The organism is Streptomyces sp. NPDC017529, assembly GCF_044329785.1.
GTDB lineage: Bacteria > Actinomycetota > Actinomycetes > Streptomycetales > Streptomycetaceae > Streptomyces.
The window spans coordinates 276388-300459 of the sequence record NZ_JBIRJY010000008.1 but is presented as its reverse complement, the minus strand read 5'-3'; the positions used below and the strand labels follow the sequence as shown (position 1 = coordinate 300459).

Below are 24072 nucleotides of genomic sequence, written 5' to 3'. Positions count from 1 at the left end.
CGAGGTTATCCGGAGGGACACGCCCCAAGGAAATGGGATCCGCCCCTCACCCGGTCGCGTTCCCTCGGCGTTTGAGCGGCAGAGGCGCGCCCATGACCGCGTACGGCAGGGGGGCGCTCGGGAAGACGACGCGGCGGGCCAGGTCCTCGTAGCCCAGGGAGCGGTACAGGCCGCGGGCCGGGCTTTCGGTGTCGATGGCGGAGAGGATGCTGCGCGGTTCGGCCGCGGTGTCCGTGATGCGGGTGATCAGCCGGCGGCCGATGCTCCGCTTCTGGAAGGCCGGCAGCACATGCAGCTCGGTGATCACGAACGAGTCGTCGAGCCAGTGGTCCAGCTCCCGCGAGCGCAGATACGGCTCGACGACGGTGGACCACCAGTGCGCGCGGCTGTTGGGCATGCCGTAGACGAAGCCGACCAGGCGCCCCGCCGGGGTCGTGGCACCGAGGGCGCGGGCTCCCGGGCTGGTCAGGTGCCGCAGGACGATGTGGCGGCGGACGCCGATCTCGTCGTCGGTGAGGCCGAAGGCGAGCGCCTGTACGGCGAGCGCGTCGTCCACGCGGGCAGCGAGATCCAAGGGGCCGACCGCGACGTCATCCATGGTCGGGAGCGTACAAGGCGGCGGCGCTGCCCGAGTAGGCGGCCGCGTCGCCGGTCTCAGAACAGCACGCTCATGAACGCGCCGGTCTCCTGGAAGCCCACCCGCCGGTACGCGGCACGCGCGGCCGTGTTGAAGTCGTTCACGTACAGGGAGGCGACCGGCGCGACCTCGGTGAGGGCGTAGCGCAGCACGGCCGCCATGCCGGTTTCCGACAGGCCCTTGCCGCGGTATTCGGGGGCGACCCAGACGCCCTGGATCTGGCAGGCCCGCTGCGTGGCGGCGCCGATCTCGGCCTTGAAGACGACCTTGCCGTCGTCGATCCGGGCGAAGGACCGCCCGGAGCCGACCAGCTCGGCGACGCGCGCCTGGTAGAGCAGCCCGCCGTCGCCGGCCAGCGGCGAGATGCCGACCTCCTCGGTGAACATCGCCACGCACGCGGGCATGATCAGGTCCATCTCGTGCTTGCCTATACGCCGTACGTACGGGTCGGGCTCGACCTCGGCGGCGAAGGAGGACGTGACCATCAGCGGCTGGCGGGCGCGGACCTCGCGGGCCGGGCCCCAGGCGGGCTCCAGGAGGGACCACAGCTCGGCGGTGGGCCCGGCCGGGCCCACGATGGAGGAGCAGCGCCGCCCCTGGCGGCGGGCCCGCTCGGCGAAGCCGCGTACCGCTTCGGGGGTGGCGCAGACGGGGACGAGGTTGGCGCCCGCGTAGCACAGCGACTCCAGCCGGCCGTCCGCGTACCAGCCCCACATCTCGCCGCCGAGCCGCCACGGGTCGAGCCCGGCGATCTGGACGCGGGCGGCGACGAAGGCGTTGGCGACCGGGTCCCGGTCCAGCACCGCCAGCGCGTCGTCGAGCTCCCCGGGTTCGAGAACCTTGGTGGTGGTCGTCGTCAGCACGTGTCGGAAAGCCTCACCTTTACGGGCCTGGGAGGCCAGGCGATAGCAGGTCCTGGAACTTTACCTCCCCGGCAGCGGAGCAGCGGATTCCCCGCGAGTACCCCGCTTCCGGCGCAGGTTGCGCACGAGCCCCGCCACCGGTGTGCTCCGGTGGCGGGGCTCGTGGGGCGCGCGGGGCGCCGGGGTGACGGGGGTCAGCCGGCGACGGCGATGGTGGGCTCGCCGGACGCCACGCCGTCCTTCTCCATCTGCTCGGCGATCTTCATGGCCTCTTCGATGAGGGTCTCGACGATCTTCGACTCGGGCACGGTCTTGATCACCTCGCCCTTGACGAAGATCTGGCCCTTGCCGTTGCCGGAAGCGACACCGAGGTCGGCCTCGCGGGCCTCGCCGGGGCCGTTCACGACGCAGCCCATGACCGCGACGCGCAGCGGCACCTCCATGCCCTCCAGGCCCGCGGTGACCTCGTCGGCCAGCTTGTACACGTCCACCTGGGCGCGGCCGCAGGACGGGCAGGAGACGATCTCCAGGCGGCGGGGCCGCAGGTTCAGCGACTCCAGGATCTGCAGGCCGACCTTGACCTCCTCGGCCGGCGGGGCCGACAGCGAGACGCGGATGGTGTCGCCGATGCCCTCGGAGAGCAGGGCGCCGAAGGCGACCGCGGACTTGATCGTGCCCTGGAAGGCCGGACCGGCCTCGGTCACGCCCAGGTGCAGCGGGTAGTCGCTCTGGGCGGCGAGCTGCCGGTAGGCGTTGACCATCACGACCGGGTCGTTGTGCTTGACCGAGATCTTGATGTCGCGGAAGCCGTGCTCCTCGAAGAGGGACGCTTCCCACAGGGCGGACTCGACGAGCGCCTCAGGGGTGGCCTTGCCGTACTTCTGCAGCAGACGGCGGTCGAGCGAGCCGGCGTTGACGCCGATCCGGATCGGCGTGCCGGCGTCGTTGGCCGCCTTCGCGATCTCCTTGACCTTGTCGTCGAACTGCTTGATGTTGCCCGGGTTCACGCGGACCGCCGCGCATCCGGCGTCGATCGCGGCGAACACGTACTTCGGCTGGAAGTGGATGTCCGCGATGACCGGGATCTGCGACTTCTTCGCGATCACCGGCAGCGCGTCGGCGTCGTCCTGGGTCGGGCAGGCGACGCGCACGATCTGGCAGCCGGAGGCCGTCAGCTCGGCGATCTGCTGGAGGGTCGCACCGATGTCGGAGGTGCGCGTCGTCGTCATCGACTGCACCGAGACCGGTGCGTCTCCGCCCACGGCGACCGGTCCGACCTGGATCTGGCGGCTGACCCGGCGGTCGGCCAGCTTGGTCGGTACGTCCGGCATTCCCAGCGAAATGGCAGTCATCTGGCGAGCAACCCCAAGGTGTGGATCTAGGTCCCGAGATCGGCGGGCTCCAGCCATCGAGATTACGGCACAAGGGTTGCCGCGGGCACATCGAACCCCTCCCGCCCCCCGTAGGGAGGCGGAGGAGCACCCGTGTGCGCGCCGGCCCGGGGCCGGCTGCCCGGCCCCTGGCCGGCGCGGCCTACGTCAGCTTCACCGGATTCACCACGTCCGCCACCAGCACCAGCAGCGTGAAGCAGATGAAGATCCCGGCGACCACGTACGCGACCGGCATGAGCTTGGCCACGTCGAAGGGGCCGGGGTCGGGGCGCCGGAAGACGCGGGCGAAGGCGCGGCGCACGGACTCCCACAGGGCGCCGGCGATGTGGCCGCCGTCCAGCGGCAGCAGCGGGAGCATGTTGAACAGGAAGAGGGACAGGTTGAAGCCCGCGACCAGGAAGAGCATGGTCGCCACCCGCTGCTCCGGCGGGATGTTCAGCGAGAAGACCTCGCCGCCGACCCGGGCCGCGCCGACCACGCCCATCGGGGAGTCCTGTTTGCGCTCGCCGCCGTTGAAGGCCGCGTCCCACAGGTCCGGGACCTTGGCGGGCAGGTTGACCAGCGACTGGACGCCCTGTTCGACCATGCTGCCCATGCGGTCGACGGACTGGCCGAAGGACTGCGGGACGATGCCGGTGGCCGGGGTGAAGCCGAGGAAGCCCGCGGTGACGTACTCGCCCGGCACGTAGGAGCCGTGGCCGTCGGTCTTGGCGACCTTGTTCTCGATGAGGTCGGCGCTCAGCTGGAGCCGCTTGCCGTCCCGCTCGACGGTGATCGTCGCGGGTCCCGTGGTGTCCCGGATGCTCTGCTGGAGACTGGCCCAGTCGGGTACGGGCTTGCCGTTGAACGCGACGATCTTGTCGCCGGGGCGCAGTCCCGCGGCCTTGGCCGGGGAGTCCTTGGCGCCCGCCGTGCACTTGTCGGTCTTGGCGGAGGCCGCGATGACGCAGTCCGAGACCGAGCCGACCTGGGTGGTCTGGGTGTTGATGCCGAAGCCCATCAGCACGCTCATGAAGATCACGACCGCGAGGACCAGGTTCATGAACGGCCCGGCGAACATCACGATGACGCGCTTCCAGGGCTTGCGCGTGTAGAACAGGCGCTTCTCGTCGCCCGGCTGCAGCTCCTCGAAGGCCGCCGAACGGGCGTCCTCGATCATGCCGCGCCAGGGCGAGGTGGAGCGGGCCTGCAGGGCGCCGTCCTCCCCCGGCGGGAACATCCCGATCATGCGGATGTAGCCGCCGAGCGGTATGGCCTTGATGCCGTACTCGGTGTCGCCCTTGCGGCGGGAGAAGATCGTCGGCCCGAAGCCCACCATGTACTGCGGCACCCGGATGCCGAACATCTTGGCCGTGGACAGGTGTCCCAGCTCGTGCCAGGCGATCGAGAAGAGCAGGCCGACGACGAAGACGACTATGCCCAGAATGGTCATCCAGGTCGTCATGCGCGAGCCTCCGATGTCGTACGGGCCGCTCGGGCGGCCAGCTCACGGGCGCGGGCGCGCGCCCAGGTTTCCGCCTGCAAGACGTCCGCGACCGTCAGGGAGGTTCCCCCGGCGGGCTCGCCGTGCTCCGCGACCACCTCGGCGACCGTATCGACAATCCCTGTGAACGGCAGCCCGCCCTTCAAGAACGCGTCGACGCATTCCTCGTTGGCCGCGTTGAAGACGGCGGGCGCGGTGCCGCCCAGGCCGCCGACGTGGCAGGCCAGCGGCACGGACGGGAACGCCTCGGTGTCCAGGGGCAGGAACTCCCACTGGTGGGCCTTGGTCCAGTCGACGCCCGGGGCCGCGTCCGGCACCCGGTCGGGCCAGCCGATGCCCAGCGCGATCGGCATCCGCATGTCGGGCGGGCTGGCCTGGGCCAGGGTGGAACCGTCGGTGAACTCCACCATCGAGTGGATATAGGACTGCGGATGGACGACGACCTCGATGCGCTCGAACGGCACGTCGTACAGCAGGTGCGCCTCGATGACCTCCAGGCCCTTGTTGACCAGGGTCGCGGAGTTGATGGTGATGACCGGACCCATCGCCCAGGTGGGGTGCGCGAGCGCCTGCTCCGGTGTGACGGCCGCCAGCTGCTCCTTCGTACGGCCGCGGAACGGCCCGCCGGAGGCGGTGACGACCAGCTTGCGCACCTCCCGGCGGGCGCCGCCGAGCAGGCCCTGGAAGAGGGCGGAGTGCTCGGAGTCGACGGGCACGATCTGGCCGGGGCGTGCCGCGGCCTTCACCAGCGGGCCGCCGACGATCAGCGATTCCTTGTTGGCGAGCGCCAGCGCGCGGCCCGCGTTCAGGGCGGCGAGGGTGGGCGCGAGGCCGATGGAGCCGGTGATGCCGTTCAGGACGGTGTGGCAGGGCGAGGCGGCGACCTCGGTGGCCGCGTCGGGCCCGGCCAGGATCTCGGGCAGCGGCTCACCCGCCCCGTAGCGGGCGGACAGCGCCTCGCGCAGGGCCGGCACCACGTCCTCGCGGGCGACCGCGACCGTACGGACCCGCAGCTGGTGGGCCTGCTCGGCCAGCAGCGCCACCCGGCCGCCGGCCGCGGACAGCGCGGTCACGCGGAAGCGGTCGGGGTGGCGCAGCACCAGGTCGACGGCCTGGGTGCCGATGGAGCCGGTCGAGCCGAGGAGCACGATGTCGCGCGGCCCGTCCCCGCCGCCGGCGAGCGGTGCGGGGGTGAAGCGCAGATGCGGGTCAGCGAGGGAGTCCGTCATGGACACCATTGTTGCCGGTCCGGGCGTGGCCGTGAGCCGCAGGGGATTGTCAGTGGGTCGTGGGACCGTACGGACATGGAACGAACGATGTCCCCGCCCGCGCGGACGACGTGCCGTGGCCGGTGTGGGAGGGGAACGGACCGCTCACGTTCGTCGCTTCGCTGTCGCTGTCCGCACTGGCCGGCGCGGACCTCGACATACCGCTGCCCGGGGACGGCACGCTGCTGTTCTTCGTGTCCTACGGCCCCGGGCAGGGCGACGGCGTGCCCGGCCTCGGCCCGGAGGGGCAGCAGGGCGCCCGCGTCGTGTACGTGCCCGAGGGCACGCCCGTCGCCGAGCGCCGGGTTCCCGGGGGCCTCGAAGAGCCGTACCACCGTGTCCCGCTGTCGGCCGAGCCGGAGATGACGTGGCCCGGCCGCGCGGACTTCTGGCTGGGGGACCTGGTGGGTGCCTCGCCCCGCGACGGACTTCCGGAGTGGCTGGACGCCTTCGACGACGCCTTGACCGGCCTCGTACCCGAGGTGTGGCACCGCGTGGGCGGCTACCCCGTCCCCATAGAGGACGGGTTGGACCACGACTTCCTCGACGACGGCGAGGACCCGGACGACTGGGTGCTGCTCGCCCAGATCGACAGCGACCGCCGGGCCCGGATGGACTGGGTCCACCAGGGCACCCTGTACTGGCTGATCACCCGGGCGGACCTGGCCGCGCGCAACTTCGCGGGAGCGCGCTTCACCTGGCAGTTCCTCTAGAACGGCCCGGTGAAGCGCGCCCCGCCCGGGTCAGCGGATCGGCCGGTGGACGTTCTCCTTCGCCGTCGGGCCCGGGGTCGCGTCGGCGATCCACGGGCCGTCGCCGCTCGGGTCCACGACGCCCTCCTCCAGCCAGGCGTAGGTGCCGGTCAGCACGCCGGAGACGACCTTGCGGTCCAGGTCGTCGGTGTTGGTCCACAGGCGGCCGAACAGCTCGTCGACGCGGATGCGGGCCTGCCGGCAGAAGGCGTCGGCGAGCTGGTGTGCCTCGCGGCCGTGGTCGTCGGTGGCGCGCAGGTGCTCGGCGCGTACGACGGCCGCGCTCATGGCGAAGAGTTCGGCTCCGATGTCGACGATCCGGCCGAGGAAGCCCTGCTTGGTCTCCATCCGGCCCTGCCAGCGGGACATGGCGTAGAACGTGGACCTGGCGAGTTTGCGGGCGGCGCGCTCCACGTACCGCAGGTGCCCGGCGAGGTCGCCGAACTCCGCGTACGTACGCGGCAGCTGGCCGGGGCCCGCGACCAGCTTGGGCAGCCACCGGGCGTAGAACGTGCCCGCCTTGGCGGCGGCCTTGCCCTTGTCGGACAGCGACTTGTCGGGGTCGATGAGGTCGCCGGCCACGGACAGGTGCGCGTCCACCGCCTCGCGGGCGATGAGCAGGTGCATGATCTCGGTGGAGCCCTCGAAGATGCGGTTGATCCGCAGGTCGCGCAGGATCTGTTCGGCGGGTACGGCGCGCTCGCCGCGGGCGGCGAGCGAGGCGGCGGTCTCGAAGCCGCGGCCGCCGCGGATCTGCACGAGTTCGTCGGCCATCAGACAGCCCATCTCGGAGCCGTACAGCTTGGCCAGCGCGGCCTCGATGCGGATGTCGTTGCGGTCCTCGTCGGCCATCTGGGAGGCGAGGTCGACGACGGCCTCCAGGGCGAAGGTGGTGGCCGCGATGAAGGAGATCTTGGCGCCCACCGCCTCGTGCCTGGCGATCGGCTTGCCCCACTGCTCGCGGGCCGCCGACCACTCGCGGGCGATCTTCAGGCACCACTTGCCGGCGCCGACGCACATGGCGGGCAGCGAGAGGCGTCCGGTGTTCAGCGTGGTCAGCGCGATCTTCAGGCCGGCGCCCTCGGGCCCTATGCGGTTGGCGGCGGGCACCCGTACGCGGTGGAAGCGGGTGACGCCGTTCTCGATGCCGCGCAGGCCCATGAAGGCGTTGCGGTTCTCGACGGTGACGCCCTCGGCGGCGGCCTCGACGACGAATGCGGTGATGCCGCCCTTGTGGCCCTCGCTCTTGGGGACGCGCGCCATGACGACCAGGAGGTCGGCGACGACGCCGTTGGTGGTCCACAGCTTCACGCCGTCGAGGACGTAAGCGTCGCCATCGGGTACGGCCGTGGTCGCCAGCCGGGCCGGGTCGGAGCCCACGTCCGGCTCGGTGAGCAGGAACGCGGTGATGTCCGTGCGGGCGCAGCGCGGCAGGAAGACGTCCTTCTGTTCCTGGGTGCCGAACTGTTTCAGCGGCTGCGGTACGCCGATGGACTGGTGGGCGGAGAGCAGCGCGCCGATGGCCGGGTTGGCGGAGCCGACGAGGGCGAGCGCCTTGTTGTAGTAGACCTGGGTGAGGCCGAGGCCGCCGTACTTCGTGTCGATCTTCATGCCGAGCGCGCCGATCTCCTTGAGACCGTCGATGGTCTCGTCCGGGATCTGCGCCTTGCGCTCGATACGGGCACCGTCGATCTTCGTCTCGCAGAAGTCGCGGAGCTTGGCGAGGAACTCCTCACCGCGCTGGGCGTCCTCGGTGGCGGGGGTGGGGTGCGGATGGATGAGGTCGAGCCGGAAGCGGCCCAGGAACAGTTCCTTGGCGAAGCTGGGCTTGCGCCAGTCCTGCTCCCGGGCGGCCTCGGCGACCTGCCGGGCCTCGCGCTCGGACACATTGCGGGTGGATGGAGCGGTCATGAGGGGCTCACCTCGCCGCGGAGTCGGGTCACGGAGTGGGTCGTCGGCCGGTGGGGCCGGCCGGTCGGTGGGGCCGGGCGCCCCGCGGTCACGGAATCCGGGGTTCCGTACCGGTCGGCGCCGGGCCGGTGGGCGTACGGCGTTCCCGCCGCCGTCCGGCTACCGGCCAGTGCTACTTGTGAGTCTCTACCCGTTCCGTTCGACTTGCACCAGACTTCGCGGCACGGAACGGGGCGGATGACTTCCCTCCGGCCCCGCCGCCCACTCAGCGAGCGCCCGGCGTGACCAGCCCGGTTTCGTACGCCAGTACGACGGCCTGCGCCCTGCTGCACAGCCCCAGCTTCGTCATCGTCCGGTTCAGATGCGTCTTGACCGTGGCCTCGCTGATGACCAGCCGCTCCGCGATCTCGGGGTTGGAGAGGCCCTTTGCGGTGTGCCGCAGCACCTCCAGCTCGCGGGCGGTGAGCGCCTGGAGGGACTCCGGGCCGTCCGGTTCCGGGGCCCGTACCGCCGGGCGCTGGGCGTACGCCTCGACCAGCCTGCGGGTGACGCTCGGCGCGAAGAGCATGTCGCCGCCCGCGACGGTGGCGATCGCCGACAGGAGCCGCTGCGGCGGTGTGTCCTTCAGGAGGAAGCCGCTGGCCCCGGCGCGCAGCGCCGCGTACACGTATTCGTCCAGGTCGAAGGTGGTCAGCACCACGACGCGCGGGACCGGCCCGCCGGTTTCGGCCGCGGCGCCGAGAATGCGCTCGGTGGCCGTGATGCCGCTGACCCCCGGCATCCGGATGTCCATGAGGATCACGTCGGGGAGGTGCTCGGCGGCCAGCCTGACCGCCTCCTCGCCGTCCGAGGCCTCGCCCACCACCTCGACGCCGGGCGCGGCGCGCAACAGCGCGGCGACACCGGCCCGGATGAGGACCTGGTCATCGGCCACCAGCACCCTGATCATGCTCTGTCGTCCCTTTCCGTGGCGGTGCCGGCCCCGCCACGGGTCGGACGGGCAGGGTGAGCCGCACCTGGAAGCCGCCGTCCGGGAGAGGCCCGGCCCGCAGACTGCCGCCGTAAATCCTGGCCCGCTCGCGCATCCCTATCAACCCGTGTCCGGTGGAGAGATGACCGGGAGCCGCCGGCGGTCCGGCGTCCCCGGCCGGTGCGGAGCGGGCGGCGCGGGCGGCGGGAGTTCCGCCGTCGTCCCGGATGTCGACCGTGAGGCGGTCGGTTCCGTAGTCGAGGCGCACCTCGACGCGGGCGGCCCGCGCGTGCTTGAGGGCGTTGGTCAGCGCTTCCTGGACGACGCGGTAGGCGCACTGTTCCAGCCCCGGCGGGAACGGCCGCCGCTCCCCCGTCGTACGCAGCTCGACCGGCAGTCCCGCGGCCCGTACCCGTGCGACGACGTCGCCGAGCCGGTCCAGTCCCGGCGCCGGCTCGTAGGCACCGGCCTCCGCCCCCTCGCCCGTCTCCCGGTCCACGGCGGCCGGCCCGCCCGCCATCTCGCGGGGATCCACGCGCAGCACGGCCAGCAGCCGCCGCATCTCCTCCAGCGCCTCGCCGCTCGTCCCGGCGATGGTGGTCAGGGCGCGGCGGGCGGTGTCCGGGTCGGAGGCGAAGACGTACCCGGCCAGCCCGGCCTGCACGGAGATCACGGACATGTGGTGGGCGACCACGTCGTGCAGTTCGCGGGCGATGCGCACCCGTTCCTCCGCGACCGCGCGCCGGGCGTTCTCCTCCTGTTCGCGGCGGAGTCGGCCGGTCATTTCGGCGAGCCGGACGTTGCGTTCGGCCGAGGTGCGCGCGAGGTTGCCGAACCAGCACAGGATCACGGGGTACAGGACGCTCTGCCCGAGCGTGGTCGCCCAGGAGCTCTCGTGGCCCGTCGTCCCGGCGACGTTCCACAGCGCGGCCAGCAGGACCGAGCAGCCGAGGGCGAAGCGGGGCGGGCGGTGCGCGGCCACCGTATACAGGGCCATCAGTCCGGCGAGGCTGTTGACGACGGGCCAGTAGTCCAGCGCGATGTAGCCGAACCAGAGCAGGTGGACGGCCAGGCACACCGCGACGGGAGCCCGCCTGCGGACCACGACCAGCAGGTTGATCAGGCAGGTCAGGACGGAGCCCAGGGCGTCCAGGCGGTGCCACCCGGCGGGCGCGTTCTCGTGGCCGAGCAGCAGGGAGACGGTCGTGAAGCCGACCGCTATGGCCGCGTCAAGGGTGAGCGGCGGGGCGCTCCTCACCCGCCGCCGTACCGCCACGGCCACCCCGCCCATCCACACGGCCGCAGCGTAACGGCAGGCCGCGGGGCAGGTCATCGCACCGGAGGAGGCCGTTCGGATACCACGGAAGTCGTACGTCCGGGCCGGGGGCTACCACGGAAGTCACGCCCCTTTTTCCACCCGTGAAGGGACGCCCCGGCGGGCGGCGGCGCATACGGTCGTAGTGAAGCACCACGGCACGGGGGAATCACGGGGGAGGCGACGCGCTCCAGGACACTGTCCCGGAGCGCGTCGCACGTGGTGAGCGGCCGGTTCTACACGTGGTGCGCGGGCCGGTCCTAGAGGTCCAGGCCGGTCAGGACGAGCACCCGCTCGTACGTGTAGTCCTCCATCGCGAAGCGCACGCCCTCGCGGCCCACGCCGGACTGCTTGGCGCCGCCGTACGGCATCTGGTCCGCGCGGTAGGACGGTACGTCGCCGACGATCACGCCGCCGACCTCCAGCGCGCGGTGCGCCCGGAAGGCGGTCTGCACGTCGTGCGTGAAGACGCCCGCCTGGAGGCCGTACTTGGAGTCGTTGACGGCCGCGAACGCCGCCTCCTCGCCGTCCACCTTCTTCAGGGTCAGGACCGGCCCGAAGACCTCCTCGCAGGCCAGGGTCGCGCCGGCCGGCACGTCCTCCAGCACGGTCGGCGCGTAGGAGGCGCCGTCCCGCTTGCCGCCCGCGAGCAGCTTCGCGCCCGCTTCGACGGCCTCGTCGACCCACGCCTCGACGCGCTTGGCGGCGTCCTCGCTCACCAGCGGGCCGACCTCGGTCGCGTCGTCCGAGGGGTCGCCGGTGACCTGCGCGTTGACGGCGGCGACGATCTTCGGCACGAGCCGGTCGTAGACGGCGGCGTCGGCGATCACCCGCTGCACGGAGATGCAGGACTGGCCGCCCTGGTAGTTGGAGAAGGTGGCGATGCGCTGCGCCGCCCAGTCCAGGTCGGCCTCGGAGGCGAAGTCCGCCAGGACCACGGCCGCGCCGTTGCCGCCCAGTTCGAGGGTGCAGTGCTTGCGCGGCACCGACTCCATGATCGCGTAGCCGACCTTCTCGGAGCCGGTGAAGGAGATCACGGGCAGCCGCTCGTCCTGCACCAGGGCCGGCATCCGGTCGTTGGTCACCGGCAGGATCGACCAGGAACCGGCCGGCAGCTCGGTCTCGGCGAGCAGTTCGCCGAGGACCAGGCCGGACAGCGGGGTGGCCGGGGCCGGCTTGAGGATGATCGGCACGCCCGCCGCGATCGCCGGGGCGATCTTGTGGGCGCAGAGGTTGAGCGGGAAGTTGAAGGGCGCGATGCCCAGGACCGTGCCGCGCGGGAAGCGGCGGGTCAGCGCGAGCCGGCCGGCGCCGCCCGCGTCGGTGTCCAGGCGCTGCGCCTCGCCGCCGTTGAAGCGGCGGGCCTCCTCGGCCGCGAACCGGAAGACGGACACGGCGCGGCCCAGTTCGCCGCGGGCCCACTTCATGGGCTTGCCGTTCTCGGCGGAGATGAGCCGCGCGATCTCCTCCGTGCGCTCCACCAGGCGCCGCTGGACGTGGTCCAGGGCGGCGGCGCGTACGTGCGCGGGAGTGGCGGCGAACTCGGCCTGCACGGCGACGGAGGCCGCGACGGCCTCCTCGACCTGCGCCTCGGTGGGCACGCTCACCGAGCCGACGACACGGCCGTCCCAGGGGGAGGTGACGTCGAAGGCGTCCTCGCCGGTGGCCTGGCGACCGGCGAGCCAAAAGGCGGTGGGAGAAGTCACAGTGGGTCCCGGCCCTTCCGAAGTGGGGGTGGTACGGACGGCCCCGACGGGCCTGGGTCCACCGTAGGGGCGGGGTGCGGCCGAGGCGTTTGTCCGGCGCGTAGTAGTCACCCGGCGTAGCCCTTCCGCAATGGCGTACGGGCCACCGGGACCGGCGGTTCCGGCTACCGCTCTTCGGGAGCGCCCCCGGGCGGCTCCGCCACCGCCGTCGTCTTCAGGGCGAGCCACAGCTCCATGCGCACGTCCGGGTCGTCCAGCGAGCGGCCGAGGATCTCCTCCACGCGCCGCATCCGGTAGCGCAGTGTGTGCCGGTGCACGCCCAGGTCGGCCGCCGCCGCGTCCCACTGGCCGTGCCGGGAGAGCCAGGCGCGCAGGGAGGCCACGAGGTCGCCGCGGCCGGTGGCGTCGTGGTCGCGCAGGGCCCGCAGCAGGCCGTCGGCGAAGGCCCGTACGGCGTCGTCGGCGAGCAGCGGCAGCACCGAACCCGCCGCCACGTCCTCGTGCTCGACCAGCATCCGGCCGCGCCGGCGGGCCACGGACAGGGCCTGCTCGGCCTGGCGGTAGGCGTTCGCGGCGGCCATCGGCCCGGACGGCGCGGACAGGCCGACCGCCAGCCCCTCGCCGGACCGGCCGGCCTCGGCGCGTGCCGCGCGCCCGCGCGGCAGCGGCTGCGCGCCGAACCGGGCCTCGGCAGCCGCGGCGTACTCGGCGCACGCCTCGGCGGCGGCCCCGCCGTCGGCCGCCAGCACGACCAGCCGGCCGCCCTCCGGCACGGTCAGCACCGCTTCGCCGGTACGGGCCGCCGCCGACTCCATCGCGTCGGCGAGCGCGTCCAGGACGGGCGGCGCGTCCTCGGCCTCCGCGCCGTCCGCGGCCACCGGCTCGGCGACGACCACCCGGAAGGGGGCGTCCAGGAGCCCGCCGTACAGCCGCCCCGCGACCGCCCGCGCGTGGTCGGGCTCGCCGGCCAGCAGCATGCGCAGCACCGCGGCGCCCAGCCGCTGTTCGGCGTCCTGGAGGGCGCGGGAGCGCTCGGTGGTGAGGGTGAGCAGGGCGACGGCGGAGTGCACCGCGAAGCGTTCGGCGGTGCCCAGCGGCGCGCCGGTGCCGACCGCGAGCACGCCGCGGGCGCGGCGGCCGGTCCCCAGGGACTGCAGTTCGACCCGGTCGTCGCCCTCGGCGTCGCTGACGACCGAGCTGGCGGGGGCCGGCCGCTCGCGCAGCCGCCCCACGTCCTCGCCGAGCCGGGCGGCCCGGCGGGCGGCCCAGTCGGGGGCCGCGGCGACCACGTTGCCGGCCGCGTCGTACAGCGCGGCCCAGCCCCGCAGGTGTGCCGCGAGCCGGGCCAGCAGCTCGGCCGGGCCCTCGGCGCCGAGCGCCGCCCTGGTCAGCTCGCGCTGCGCCTCGAAGCCGGCGGTCACGGCGCGGTACTGGTCGGCGGCGACGGCGGCGGAGACGGCCTTGCTGATGGCGATGAACGGGGTGCGCCTGGGCACGCCCAGCAGCGGCAGGCCCTCCTCCGCCGCGGCCGTGACCAGGGCCCGCGGCACGTCCTCGTAGTTGACGCCGATCGCGAAGCCGATCCCGACGACGCCGGCGCCCGCGACCCGCCGCACGTACCGGCGGGTCGCCTCCGGGTCCTCGGCGTCCAGCTTCAGGGCGGTGACGAGCAGCAGCTCGCCGCCCTCCATGTACGGCACCGGGTCGATCAGCTCGCTCGCGTGCGCCCAGCGCACGGGCGTGTCCAGCCGGTCCTCGCCCGCGAGCACCGTCAGCTTGAGCGCGGAGTGGTTGACCAGGGTGGCGAGCGTGTGCGGCATGGGACCTTCGGTGGGGCGTCGGCGGACGGACGGCGGGCTTCCTCTTCGCCGCCCTGTATGAACGGCCGCTGCCGATTCTGCCTCAGCGGCGGGGTGCGGGGGCGGGTTCGTCGCGGGATACGTCCGTACGGGCCGGTGCGGCACGGCACGCTGACGGCGGCCGCGGAAAACCGGTGGACACGCCCGTCCGGCGCGGGGTCTGATCGGCGCCGACCACCACGGCACCGACGCCCACCCCGGAGGAGTACCGATGGCCCGCTTCACCACCGTGCCCGGCCTGTTCCCGCCCCCGCAGTACTCCCACGCCGCCGTCGTCGAGGCGGGTGAGCGCCTGGTCTTCAGCGCCGGCGCGGTCCCGCTGGACGCGGAGGGCGGTCTCGTCGGCCCGGGCGACGCGGCCGCCCAGACCCGCCAGGTCCTCGCCAATCTCGCCGCCCAGCTGGAGGCGGCGGGCAGCGGCCTGGACCGGGTGATCGCCAGCACGGTGTACGTGGTCGGCGCCTCCTCGCAGGACCTGGCCCCCGCCTGGGACGAGGTCCGCGCCTCGGCCCTGTCCACGGGGCCGCACACGTCCACACTCGTGGGTGTCACCGTCCTCGGCTACCCGGGCCAGCTGGTGGAGATCACGGCCACGGCGGTGGCGCGGGAGGGGTGAAAGGGCGGCCCCTCATCCCCGCAGGTCCACCAGCACCGGCGGCGCGTGCTCGCCCCGTACCGAGGTCACCGAGAGCACCGCGTGGCCCGGTGGGACGGAGTTCGCCAGGTCGGAGGCGGACCAGCGTTCGCGTTCGACGGTGCGGACGGTGACGGCCTTGGCGGTGGCCGCCTTGCCGGTGACCAGGTGGCGGAAGAGGTGGAACGCCTTCATCGCGGCACCCTCGGCAATGACCTGACGGTCCGTCACGTCCCGTGTCTCCACCCACTCCTTGCCCCACACCTCGGCGAACCGCGCGCCGTCCCAGGTCGTCACGCCCGCGAACGCCATCCGGCAGCCGACCGCGCCCAGCAGCGCGCTGCGCAGGTTCTCGGGGACGTCGTCGAGGGAGCGCAGCGTCAGCAGGACGCCCGCGTTGGCGGCGCGCAGCCGTTGCAGGCCGCGCAGCGACTCGGCGGTGACGGTGTGGGACGCGTCGTCGAGGACCAGGCAGGCGAAGAGCGAGCGGTCGGCGCGGGCCGCCGCGCACGCCGTGAACTGGGCCAGCACCAGGCGGGCCAGGATGCGGGACGCCTCGGCGTGGCCGCGTTCGGGCAGGTCGACGCGGACCCGCAGCGGGTGGTCGAGGGAGCGCAGCGAGACCTGGCGGGTGCCGCCCGTGGGGTCGAACCAGGCCGCGAAGGCGGGGCGGTCGAGGAGGGCCACGCGGTCGGCGAGGAGTTCGCCCGCGTCGCCGGGGCGCCCGGACTGCCGCTCTCTGGCGTCGAGTTCGCGCAGCAGCGCGTCCTTCCCCGCGGACTTCAGGGCGGAGCGCAGGGCGGACAGCGCGGTCGGCGAGCCGTCGAGGAGTTCCCGCAGTTCCGCTACGGACGGGAAGCGGTCGTGGACGGCGCGGAACGGGCCGAGCAGCTGGCCGAGCGCGGTCGCGGCGCGCCGGCTGTCGCCGCCGGGCAGGGTGGCGGCCAGGTCGCCGACGAGCGCCTCGGCGAGGATGCCGGCCGCCTCGTCGGGGTCGGTGGTGCCGCCGTACAGGTCGAGGTCGCAGTCCGGGTCCGGGCTGCCGATGCGTACGACCACGTCGAACGCGTCGTCCGGGCCGAGGTCGGACCCGGCGGCGCCGACCGCGACCACCGCGCCGCGCCCGGCCAGCGCCTGGAGGCACATGGCCTCCGTCACCGGCCGCGCCAGGCGGGTGGTCTTGCCGCTGCCGGGCGGGCCGACGGCCAGCAGCGAGGTGCCCAGCAGCGCCGGGTCGAGGGCGGAGCCCGTGCCGCGGTGCCGGTGCGGGTTGCGCGGGTGGTCGGTGGCGGTGCCGATGCGCACCTGGTGGGCGAGCAGGTCGTGGTGGGCGGAGCGCCGGGGCAGGTCGCGCAGGCCGGAGGGGTGGGAGCAGGCCGCGGCGCCGTGCCGCAGGACGGTGTCGGTGAACGAGGCGACGGAGTTGTTGCCGGAGCGCACCGACTGCCAGGCGCGTTCGATGCGGGCCACGTCGACGTCGTTCATGCGGCCCGCGTGGGCCTCGGCGGAGAGCTTGTCGGCGGCGTCGGGGGCGCCTGCCGCGCGCAGGGCGGGCCACTGGGCGGGGTCCGCCTGCGGCTCGGGGACGGTGTCCGGCCGCTTGTCCCGTACCCGGCGCAGTACCGGCGCGAGGCAGCGCCGTGCCAGTTCGGGCCAGCGGCCGAGGCGCCCGAAGACGACGACGAGGGCGGCGAGGAAGAGGCCGTAGTAGATGTACGTGAGCCAGACGTAGATCATCTTGTCGCCGCCGGCCGCGCGCCAGGAGTCGGGCGTGAGCAGCAGCAGCGGGTAGAGCCAGTAGGGGCCGAGGTAGCCGTTCCACAGCAGCGACCACAGCAGCCAGCCGCACAGGAACGAGATCAGCGCGCCGGTGACGACCTGCCGGGTGGGGACCCGGTCGGGGTTCTCGGCGGGCCTGGGGACGTGCCCGTAGGTCCAGACGCCGGGGGCGCCGGCCCGGCGGGGGGCACGCAGCCAGTGCAGGAACGGGCCGCCCGGCCCTTCCCCGGGCGCGGCGGGCGGTGCGGCCGGCCTCGGCGGCAGGTGGGCCGGCGCGGCCGGCGGCAGCGGCGGGGCCGACGGGGCCGGCGGTGCCGCGGGGCGGGGTACGTGGTGGTCGGTGCGGGTGTGCGGTGCGTGGTGCTGCGTGCCCTCGGTGTCCATCCGGTGCCCCTCGTCCCCCTTGAGACGTGCGGGCGCGCGGTACGGGTACCGGCCCCGCCTGTGCGCCCTGCTGTTCCCTGTGTACGCCGCCGCTCAATCTACTGGCCGCGGCGCGCCGCTATGTCCGGTGCGGACAACGCAACACGCGCACTTCTCCCGAACGGAACATGCCGACGGTCCGCTCCGCCCCCTAGCCTGCGAGCACAACCCCTTCAGTACGTCCCGTTCCACCCCCAGGAGACTGCCATGACCGAACTGTCCGGAGGCCCGGCCCTCCCCCAGGAGCGTCGCGTCGTCACCGCGATCCCCGGCCCCAAGTCCCAGGAGCTGTGGGCCCGCAAGCAGGCCACCGTGGCCGGCGGCGTCGGGGCGGTGCTGCCCGTCTTCGCCAAGCGCGCGGGCGGCGGCATCCTGGAGGACGTCGACGGCAACTCCTTCATCGACTTCGGCTCCGGCATCGCGGTGACCTCGGTCGGCAACAGCGCGGAGGCCGTGGTGCGCCGCGCCACCGCGCAGCTCGCGGACTTCACCCACACCTGTGTGATGGTCACGCCGTACGAGCCGTACGTGGAGGTCTGTGAGCAGCTCGCCGAGCTGACCCCGGGCGACCACGCCAAGAAGTCGGCGCTGTTCAACTCGGGCGCGGAGGCCGTCGAGAACGCCGTCAAGATCGCCCGCGCGTACACCAAGCGCCAGGCGGTCGTCGTCTTCGACCACGGCTACCACGGCCGGACGAACCTGACGATGGCGCTGACCGCGAAGAACATGCCGTACAAGCACGGCTTCGGCCCGTTCGCGCCCGAGGTCTACCGGGTGCCGCTGGCCTACCCCTACCGCTGGCTGACCGGCCCGGAGAACTGCGCCAAGGAGGCCGCCGACCAGGCCATCTCGCAGATCACCAAGCAGATCGGCGCGGAGAACGTGGCCGCGATCATCATCGAGCCGGTGCTCGGCGAGGGCGGCTTCATCGAGCCGGCCAAGGGCTTCCTGCCCGCCATCGCGGACTTCGCGAAGGAGAACGGCATCGTCTTCGTCGCGGACGAGATCCAGTCCGGCTTCTGCCGTACCGGCCAGTGGTTCGCCTGTGAGGACGAGGGCATCGTCCCCGACCTGATCACGACCGCCAAGGGCATCGCCGGCGGCCTGCCGCTGGCCGCGGTCACCGGCCGCGCCGAGATGATGGACGCGGCGCACGCGGGCGGCCTCGGCGGCACCTACGGCGGCAACCCGGTGGCCTGCGCGGCGGCGCTCGGCGCCATCGAGACCATGCGCGAGCTGGACCTGAACGCGAAGGCCCGGCGGATCGGCGAGATCATGAAGCCGCGCCTGCAGGCGATGGCGGACAAGCACGACATCATCGGCGAGGTCCGCGGCCGCGGCGCGATGATCGCCATCGAGATCGTGGAGTCCGGTTCCAAGGAGCCGAACCCGAAGGCGACCGCGGCGCTGGCGGCGGCGTGCCACCAGGAGGGCCTGCTGGTGCTGACCACCGGCACGTACGGCAACGTGCTGCGCTTCCTGCCGCCGCTGGTGATCGGCGAGGACCTGCTGAACGAGGGCCTGAACATCATCGAGAGTGCGCTCGCGACGGTGTGACCTGAAGTAACCGAAGGCGGGAAGTGAAGAATGTGTGCGGGGCCCATGACGGCCGGGTGATCTGGCTGTCCGGCCCCGCCTCACTGCCGTACGGTTTCTGCAGATGAGAGAAACACCCCGCTCACAGGGGACTGTGAGCGACGCCGGGACGGCGCTTCCCCAGCTCCGGCCAGGCCGTGCCCTCGTGCACGAATCCGGGGCCCCGCGCCCCGGAAATCCTCACCGATCGGACGGCCGCCCGCCCCAGACCCCCCGGGGCGCGCGGCTCTCCGGTCAGCGCGGCCGCCTCGGAACCACCCCCCCTGTTCCGAGGCGGCCGACCTTCTTCCCGCGGCGCCCTCTTCTGGTGGTGGGCGTGCTGTGTGCCGCGCTCTTCGCGGTCCTCGCCTGGCAGGTGTCCGCCGCCGGCCCGCTGCGCGCTCTGGACGAGCGGCTGGGCCGCGCGGTCGCCGTCAGCGCGGTCGCCGGCAGCGCGGTCCCCACCCCTCTCGCGGAGTTCTTCGCCGACCTCGGCAACACGGTCGTCGCGCTGCCGGTGCTGGCGCTCGCCGCGCTGTACGCGGCCTGGGCCGGGCGCCGGGCCGGTGTGCCGCGCTGGTGGCTGCCGCCGCTGGCCGCGGTACTGACCATGGCGGTGGTGCCCGCGCTGGTGGTGCCGCTGAAGACCTGGCTGGCGCGGCCGGGTCCGCCCGAGATGGCCGGCGGCGCGCACGACGGCTTCTTCCCCTCCGGCCACGGGGCGACGGCAGCGGTCGCGTACGGAGCGGTGGTGCTGCTGCTGGCCGCGTCACGGAAGCACCCGCGCAGGCCGATGCCGACCGCTGCCGCAGCCGTCGTCGGACTGCTCAACCTGGCGGTCGGCATCGGCCTGGTGCGTCGCGGCTATCACTGGCCGCTGGACGTGCTGGCCAGTTGGTGCCTGGCCGGGGTGCTGCTCACGGTCTGCACGGCGGTGTGCGGGCGCCGTGCAGACCGCCCGCACGGGCCGGACGGTCAGCTCGCCACGCCGAACAGCTCCGACGCGATGTAGTGGCTCGGGCGCCAGCTCGGGCCCGCCGGAATGCCGACCCGCTCCGCCTCGTGGCGCTTCATCAGCCGGAAGCGGTCAGCGCCGGTCTGTACGACGACGGCGTGCCACGGCGTGAGCCAGTTGTCCGCCGCCTCCAGCAGCGCGATCCCGAACTTCGCCGATCCGCACGCCTGCGGGTGGATGGAGAGCCGCACGGTCTGCCGGTAGTGGTGGGCGATCAGCTCGCTCCACGCCCGGCTGCGCCGCAGGACGCCGTACGCGCGGCCGCGGCACTTTCGTTGCAACTGGGCCTTGGAGCCGGTCCAGTCCGCGGTGTCCTCGACGAGGAAGCGGATGGTGCCCCGGTAGTGGCTGAGCGCGGGGCCGCCCGCCCGCACCTCGGCGCGCAGTTCCTCGACGCTCTGGGCGAAGTCCTTCTCCAGGAGCGCGCGCTTCTCGTCGTAGGTGTGCCCCTCGTAGACCCGGTCCAGGCCGAAGGTGTCGATGTGCCGCAGGCCGTTGGCCTCGATCATGTCGCGCAGCGCCTTGCCGTACGCGTCGATGTGCGCGTCCGGTACCCGTATCAGGTCGCCGAAGACATGGCCGTCGGAACAGATCAGCAGCCGGGCGCCGGGCGGGTAGACCGCGCCGACGGCGGCGCACAGGTCGTCCAGGAAGCGCAGCGACAGCAGTTCGCCGAGGTCGGGCAAGTGGCCGACGACCTTGGCCGGGTTGGGCGACTTGCAGGGGAACGCGGGCAGGGTCAGCAGCACCGGCTCGCGGCGGGCGACGAAGTACCGGATCTGCGCGAGCTGTTCGGCGAAGCACTCCTCGGGCGGGTGGCTGTCGTGGCCGTGCTCGCCGGCCGGCCGGCGGTACGGCAGCAGGAGTTCCAGGATGCGGGCGCAGTACTCCCGCGTGCGGGCCGCGTACGCGGCTTCCCCTTCGCCTTCCTCCTGCTCCTGCCCGCCGTGCCGCTCGCCCTGCTCGTAGGTCACGGTCATGTGGTCCCCCGCTGGGTGCCGGCTCCGGTGGTGCCGTGGTGGTCGTGGATGTGGCTGGGCAGCGGGGGGTCGCCCAGGACGTGGACGCGGCGCAGGTGGCGCGGCAGGCCGCGGCGGTACGGCTCCCTGGTGTGCAGCAGGGTGTAGTTGTCGGCGATGACGACGTCGTCCTGCTGCCAGGCGTGGGTGTGGCGGTGGCGGGGGTCGTAGGCGGCCTCGCGGATGGCGGCGAGTTCGGCGGCGGCCGCCTCGCCTTCCAGTCCGTCGATGCTCACGGTGGGCTCGTTGATGATGTGCTCGCCGTCCGGCACCGGTTCGAGGAAGCGCATGACCGGGAATCCGGCGTCGGGGTGCGGCTCGATCAAGGGCGAGACGACGAGCCCGCCGTAGTGGGAGACCTTGGCGTTGCGGTAGCGCAGGGTCAGGCCTTGCCAGCGTTCCAGGGTCTCGGGGTCGGCGTCGGCCAGCACGCGGGTGGTGTCGCAGAAGAGCGTGCCGCCGCCTTCGGCGGGCCCGGGGGCCGCGACGCAGTGGAATATCTGGAACTCGGGCACGTGGTCGACGTACATGCCGTCCCAGTGCAGCGGCATGAAGCCGGTGTCGAAGACGTGGTCCTCGGGGTCCTGGTGGGCGCGGACGTCGAAGACCGTGCCGAACGGCCACTCCATGACCTCGCCCCAGGTGCGCGCGTAGGCGTCGAGTGCCGCGGCGTCGGCCGGGGCGGTGAAACCCCTGAGGGCGACGAGGTGGTGGCGGCGGGCCAGGTCGCGCAGGTAGGGCACGGGGACGGCGGTGACCGGGGTGCCGGGTGCGGTCGCGGTCAGCAGGACACCGAACGGGCCGGGTCGGGCCAGGGTCCAGCGGTTGTCGTCAAGGGCGTCGCCGGTGGTCGTGCCGGGCGCGTGGACGGCGTGGGACGTCATGGTTCCTCTCCGGGAAGCGGCGTGCCGGGCCGGTCGGCCCGGCCGCGGTGACAGCGACAGCACTTGAGAGTTCAAGATCTTTCCGTCTCCCGGTACGGATCGCCGGCCCTTACGACCCTCGCCGCCCCGCCCCGCGCGGGACAGACACGGCCGGTGGCCCGAACCGGCCGTGGCCCGATCGGGCCCGCACCGGCCGCTTCTGCCGCCCCGCCGGCCCGCACGAGACTCGCCACCACGGCACGCGCCCCTTCGAGGATGTGAGGACCGGCATGATCGACCTCTTCCAGCCGCAGGCCGGTGACGGCGAACTGGCCGCCGTCGCCGCAGTGTTCGCCGACCGCTGGCTCGGCCACGGACCGCGCAGCACGGCCTTCGAGGCCGCCTTCGCCGCCCACATCGGCGCGCGCCCCGAGAACGTGCTGTTCGTCAACTCGGGCACGGCGGGCCTGTTCCTCGCCGCCGAACTGCTGGACCTCCGGCCCGGCGACGAGGTGGTGCTGCCCTCGCCCAGCTTCGTGGCCGCCGCCAACGCCGTCGTACGGGCCGGCGGCCGCCCGGTCTTCTGCGACGTGGACGCCCGCACCCTCAACCCGTCCGCCGAGGACGTCGAGGCCGCCGTCACACCCCGCACCAAAGCGGTCGTGGTGCTGCACTACGGCGGCTACCCGGGCGACATCGCGCGCATCGCCGACCGGTGCCGCACCGCGGGCCTGGCCCTGGTCGAGGACTGCGCCTGCTCGGTGGCCTCCCGCGCCGGCGGGCGGGCCGTCGGCACCTTCGGCGACCTGGCGATGTGGAGCTTCGACGCGGCCAAGGTGCTGACCACCGGCGACGGCGGGATGCTGCACGTACGGGACGCGGAACTGGCCGCACGGGCGCGCCGGCTGGCGTACCACGGCCTGGTCCAGCCGACCGGGCTGGGCCACGCGAAGGTCTCGCACCGCTGGTGGGAGCTGGACGTGCCGGAGCCGGGCCGCCGGGAGATCGGCAACGACCTCACCGCGGCGATCGGCACCGTCCAGCTGCGCCGGCTGCCCGCGTTCATCGCCCGCCGCAAGGAGATCGTGGCACTGTACGACCGGGAGCTGGCCGGTTTCGACGCGGTGCGGGTGCCGCCCGCGCTGCCCGCCGGGCACCGCTCCTCGTACTTCTTCTACTGGGTGCAGATGGCCGCCCGCCTGCGCGACCAGGTGGCCTCCGCGCTCTTCCGCGACGGCATCTACACGACCTTCCGCTACGCGCCGCTGCACAAGGTCCCCGCCTACGGGACCGGCGGCCCGGAGCTGCCCGGCGCGGAACAGGCCGCCGCGGAGACGCTGTGCCTGCCGCTGCACCCGGGGCTCACCGACGCCGACGTGCGCACAGTGGCCGGCGCGCTGCGCAAGGCCGTCAAGTCGGCGCGATGACCGCCCGGTACGAGAGAGGGAGAGCTGAACGATGCGCGTCCTGGTGACCACGTCTCACGGAGCGGGGCACGTCTTCCCGCCGATCGCGCTGGCGCACGCGCTGCGCGCCGCGGGGCACGACGTCCTGTTCGCCACCCCCGGCGACTCCTGCGCCCAGGTGGCCCGCGCCGGGCTGCACGCCTTCGACTCCTCGCCCGCCGCCGACACCGAGGAGATCTTCGGGCGGCTGCTGGCCGAGCGGCGGATGTCCTTCGACCGGTTCCGTACGGACTCGCCCGCGGCCGTCACGCTGGCGGCCGAACTGTTCGCCAAGACGTCCGAGGCCACCGTGGAGCGGACCGCCGAGGTCGCCCTGGCGTGGCGGCCCGACCTCGTCGTCTACACCGAACTCCAGGGCGCGGGCCCGCTGGTGGCGGCCCTGCTCGGGGTGCCGGCGGTCGAGCACACCATCAGCTGCCACCACTTCCGGCAGATCAGCAGCCGCTTCGGTCCGTGGCTGGCCGCCGCGTACCGCCGGTACGGCCTGGCCGGGCGGCCGCCCGTCGCGGCGACGATCGACACCCGGCCGCCCAGCATCGCGGCGTACGACCTGGGCGGCTGGCCCATGCGGGCGCTCCCCTACACCACCGGCGCGGTGCTGCCGCCCTGGCTGCTGGAGCGCCCGGCACGGCCCCGGGTCGCGGTCACCCTCGGCACCCTGCGCCCGCAGCTGAGCGGTGTCGGCGAGCTGCGTCCGGTGGTCAGGGCCGCCGGTGCGGTCGACGCCGACTTCGTCGTGGCGCTCGGCGACGCCGACCCCGCCCCGCTGGGCCGACTGCCCGCCAACGTACGGGCCGAGGGCTGGCTGCCGCTGACCGCGCTGCTGGAGTCCTGCGCCGCGATGATCCACCACGGCGGCAACGGCACCACCCTGGCCGGACTCGGTGCGGGCGTCCGCCACCTGGTGCTGCCGGGCGGCGCCGACGACTTCGAGGTGGCGCGGGTCCTGCGCCGGCGGGGCGTCGGCATGGTCAGCACGCCGGACGCGGTGGACGCCGGCTTGCTGCGCTGCCTGCTCGCCGACGAGGACATGCTGGCCGTGGCGGCCGAAGTGCGCGACGAGACCGCGGCGCTGCCGTCCCCCGCGGCCATCGTGCAGCGGCTGGAGAAACTGGCGGGGTGACGGCATCGCGCCCGCACGAC

Annotated in this window: 19 protein-coding genes; 6 read left to right on the top strand and 13 right to left on the bottom strand. The window is 73.4% G+C overall.

Annotated elements, in window-relative coordinates; all coding sequences use genetic code 11:
• Nucleotides 1-46 precede the first annotated feature (46 nt).
• The 5 genes from ACH4K4_RS22710 to dxr all read right to left on the bottom strand — a co-directional run bounded on the left by ACH4K4_RS22710 (nt 47) and on the right by dxr (nt 5603).
• The gene (locus tag ACH4K4_RS22710; protein WP_398169543.1) at nt 47-598 is read right to left on the bottom strand and encodes a GNAT family N-acetyltransferase; all 552 of its coding nucleotides are present in this window, start codon (nt 596-598) and stop codon (nt 47-49) included.
• 56 nt (nt 599-654) lie between these two features.
• Complete coding sequence (locus ACH4K4_RS22705) at nt 655-1500, bottom strand: GNAT family N-acetyltransferase (protein ID WP_398169542.1); 846 nt, start codon at nt 1498-1500, stop codon at nt 655-657.
• 194 nt (nt 1501-1694) lie between these two features.
• A complete protein-coding gene (gene ispG, locus ACH4K4_RS22700; protein ID WP_398169541.1) occupies nt 1695-2852 on the bottom strand; it encodes a flavodoxin-dependent (E)-4-hydroxy-3-methylbut-2-enyl-diphosphate synthase in 1158 nt (385 codons plus the stop codon).
• A gap of 181 nt (nt 2853-3033) precedes the next feature.
• Nucleotides 3034-4335, bottom strand: a complete 1302-nt coding sequence (locus tag ACH4K4_RS22695; protein ID WP_398169539.1) for a M50 family metallopeptidase — start codon at nt 4333-4335, stop codon at nt 3034-3036.
• Nucleotides 4332-5603, bottom strand: a complete 1272-nt coding sequence (gene dxr / locus ACH4K4_RS22690) for a 1-deoxy-D-xylulose-5-phosphate reductoisomerase (RefSeq protein WP_398169538.1) — start codon at nt 5601-5603, stop codon at nt 4332-4334. The genes ACH4K4_RS22695 and dxr overlap by 4 nt, the downstream gene beginning before the upstream one ends.
• Nucleotides 5604-5662: 59 nt before the next feature.
• Between dxr and ACH4K4_RS22685 the strand changes: the two genes are divergently transcribed.
• On the top strand, nt 5663-6355 hold the full coding sequence (locus tag ACH4K4_RS22685) for a YwqG family protein (protein WP_398169536.1): 693 nt from the start codon (nt 5663-5665) through the stop codon (nt 6353-6355).
• A 30-nt stretch (nt 6356-6385) separates the two neighbouring features.
• On the opposite strand, the gene ACH4K4_RS22680 is transcribed toward ACH4K4_RS22685, so the two are convergent.
• From ACH4K4_RS22680 to ACH4K4_RS22660, 5 genes are all read right to left on the bottom strand, one after another.
• Nucleotides 6386-8305: an acyl-CoA dehydrogenase family protein gene (locus ACH4K4_RS22680; protein ID WP_398169535.1), complete on the bottom strand. Its 1920-nt coding sequence runs from the start codon at nt 8303-8305 to the stop codon at nt 6386-6388.
• Nucleotides 8306-8570: 265 nt separating this feature from the next.
• Nucleotides 8571-9254 carry a response regulator gene (locus ACH4K4_RS22675; protein WP_398169533.1) on the bottom strand — a complete coding sequence of 228 codons (684 nt, stop codon included), beginning with the start codon at nt 9252-9254 and terminating at the stop codon, nt 8571-8573.
• The gene (locus ACH4K4_RS22670; protein WP_398169624.1) at nt 9229-10566 is read right to left on the bottom strand and encodes a sensor histidine kinase; all 1338 of its coding nucleotides are present in this window, start codon (nt 10564-10566) and stop codon (nt 9229-9231) included. Before ACH4K4_RS22670 ends, ACH4K4_RS22675 begins: the two co-directional genes overlap by 26 nt.
• Nucleotides 10567-10850: 284 nt before the next feature.
• Nucleotides 10851-12296 carry an aldehyde dehydrogenase family protein gene (locus ACH4K4_RS22665; RefSeq protein ID WP_398169531.1) on the bottom strand — a complete coding sequence of 482 codons (1446 nt, stop codon included), beginning with the start codon at nt 12294-12296 and terminating at the stop codon, nt 10851-10853.
• Between the two features lie 164 nt (nt 12297-12460).
• Nucleotides 12461-14116: a PucR family transcriptional regulator gene (locus tag ACH4K4_RS22660; RefSeq protein WP_398169529.1), complete on the bottom strand. Its 1656-nt coding sequence runs from the start codon at nt 14114-14116 to the stop codon at nt 12461-12463.
• A gap of 250 nt (nt 14117-14366) precedes the next feature.
• Between ACH4K4_RS22660 and ACH4K4_RS22655 the strand changes: the two genes are divergently transcribed.
• Nucleotides 14367-14771 carry a RidA family protein gene (locus ACH4K4_RS22655; RefSeq protein ID WP_398169527.1) on the top strand — a complete coding sequence of 135 codons (405 nt, stop codon included), beginning with the start codon at nt 14367-14369 and terminating at the stop codon, nt 14769-14771.
• Between the two features lie 12 nt (nt 14772-14783).
• On the opposite strand, the gene ACH4K4_RS22650 is transcribed toward ACH4K4_RS22655, so the two are convergent.
• The gene (locus tag ACH4K4_RS22650; protein ID WP_398169526.1) at nt 14784-16952 is read right to left on the bottom strand and encodes an ATP-binding protein; all 2169 of its coding nucleotides are present in this window, start codon (nt 16950-16952) and stop codon (nt 14784-14786) included.
• 246 nt (nt 16953-17198) lie between these two features.
• Between ACH4K4_RS22650 and gabT the strand changes: the two genes are divergently transcribed.
• Nucleotides 17199-18548 carry a 4-aminobutyrate--2-oxoglutarate transaminase gene (gene gabT / locus ACH4K4_RS22645; protein WP_398169524.1) on the top strand — a complete coding sequence of 450 codons (1350 nt, stop codon included), beginning with the start codon at nt 17199-17201 and terminating at the stop codon, nt 18546-18548.
• Nucleotides 18549-18903: 355 nt separating this feature from the next.
• Nucleotides 18904-19578, top strand: coding sequence for a phosphatase PAP2 family protein (locus tag ACH4K4_RS22640; RefSeq protein WP_398169522.1), 675 nt, complete (start codon nt 18904-18906; stop codon nt 19576-19578).
• Here ACH4K4_RS22640 and ACH4K4_RS22635 read toward each other — a convergent pair.
• Nucleotides 19542-20561: an L-tyrosine/L-tryptophan isonitrile synthase family protein gene (locus ACH4K4_RS22635; RefSeq protein WP_398169521.1), complete on the bottom strand. Its 1020-nt coding sequence runs from the start codon at nt 20559-20561 to the stop codon at nt 19542-19544. The genes ACH4K4_RS22640 and ACH4K4_RS22635 overlap by 37 nt on opposite strands.
• The gene (locus ACH4K4_RS22630) at nt 20558-21484 is read right to left on the bottom strand and encodes a TauD/TfdA dioxygenase family protein (protein WP_398169519.1); all 927 of its coding nucleotides are present in this window, start codon (nt 21482-21484) and stop codon (nt 20558-20560) included. Before ACH4K4_RS22630 ends, ACH4K4_RS22635 begins: the two co-directional genes overlap by 4 nt.
• 269 nt (nt 21485-21753) lie before the next feature.
• On the opposite strand from ACH4K4_RS22630, the gene ACH4K4_RS22625 reads away from it, so the two are divergent.
• A complete protein-coding gene (locus ACH4K4_RS22625) occupies nt 21754-22890 on the top strand; it encodes a DegT/DnrJ/EryC1/StrS family aminotransferase (RefSeq protein ID WP_398169517.1) in 1137 nt (378 codons plus the stop codon).
• A 31-nt stretch (nt 22891-22921) separates the two neighbouring features.
• A complete protein-coding gene (locus tag ACH4K4_RS22620) occupies nt 22922-24052 on the top strand; it encodes a nucleotide disphospho-sugar-binding domain-containing protein (protein WP_398169515.1) in 1131 nt (376 codons plus the stop codon).
• Nucleotides 24053-24072 lie beyond the last annotated feature (20 nt).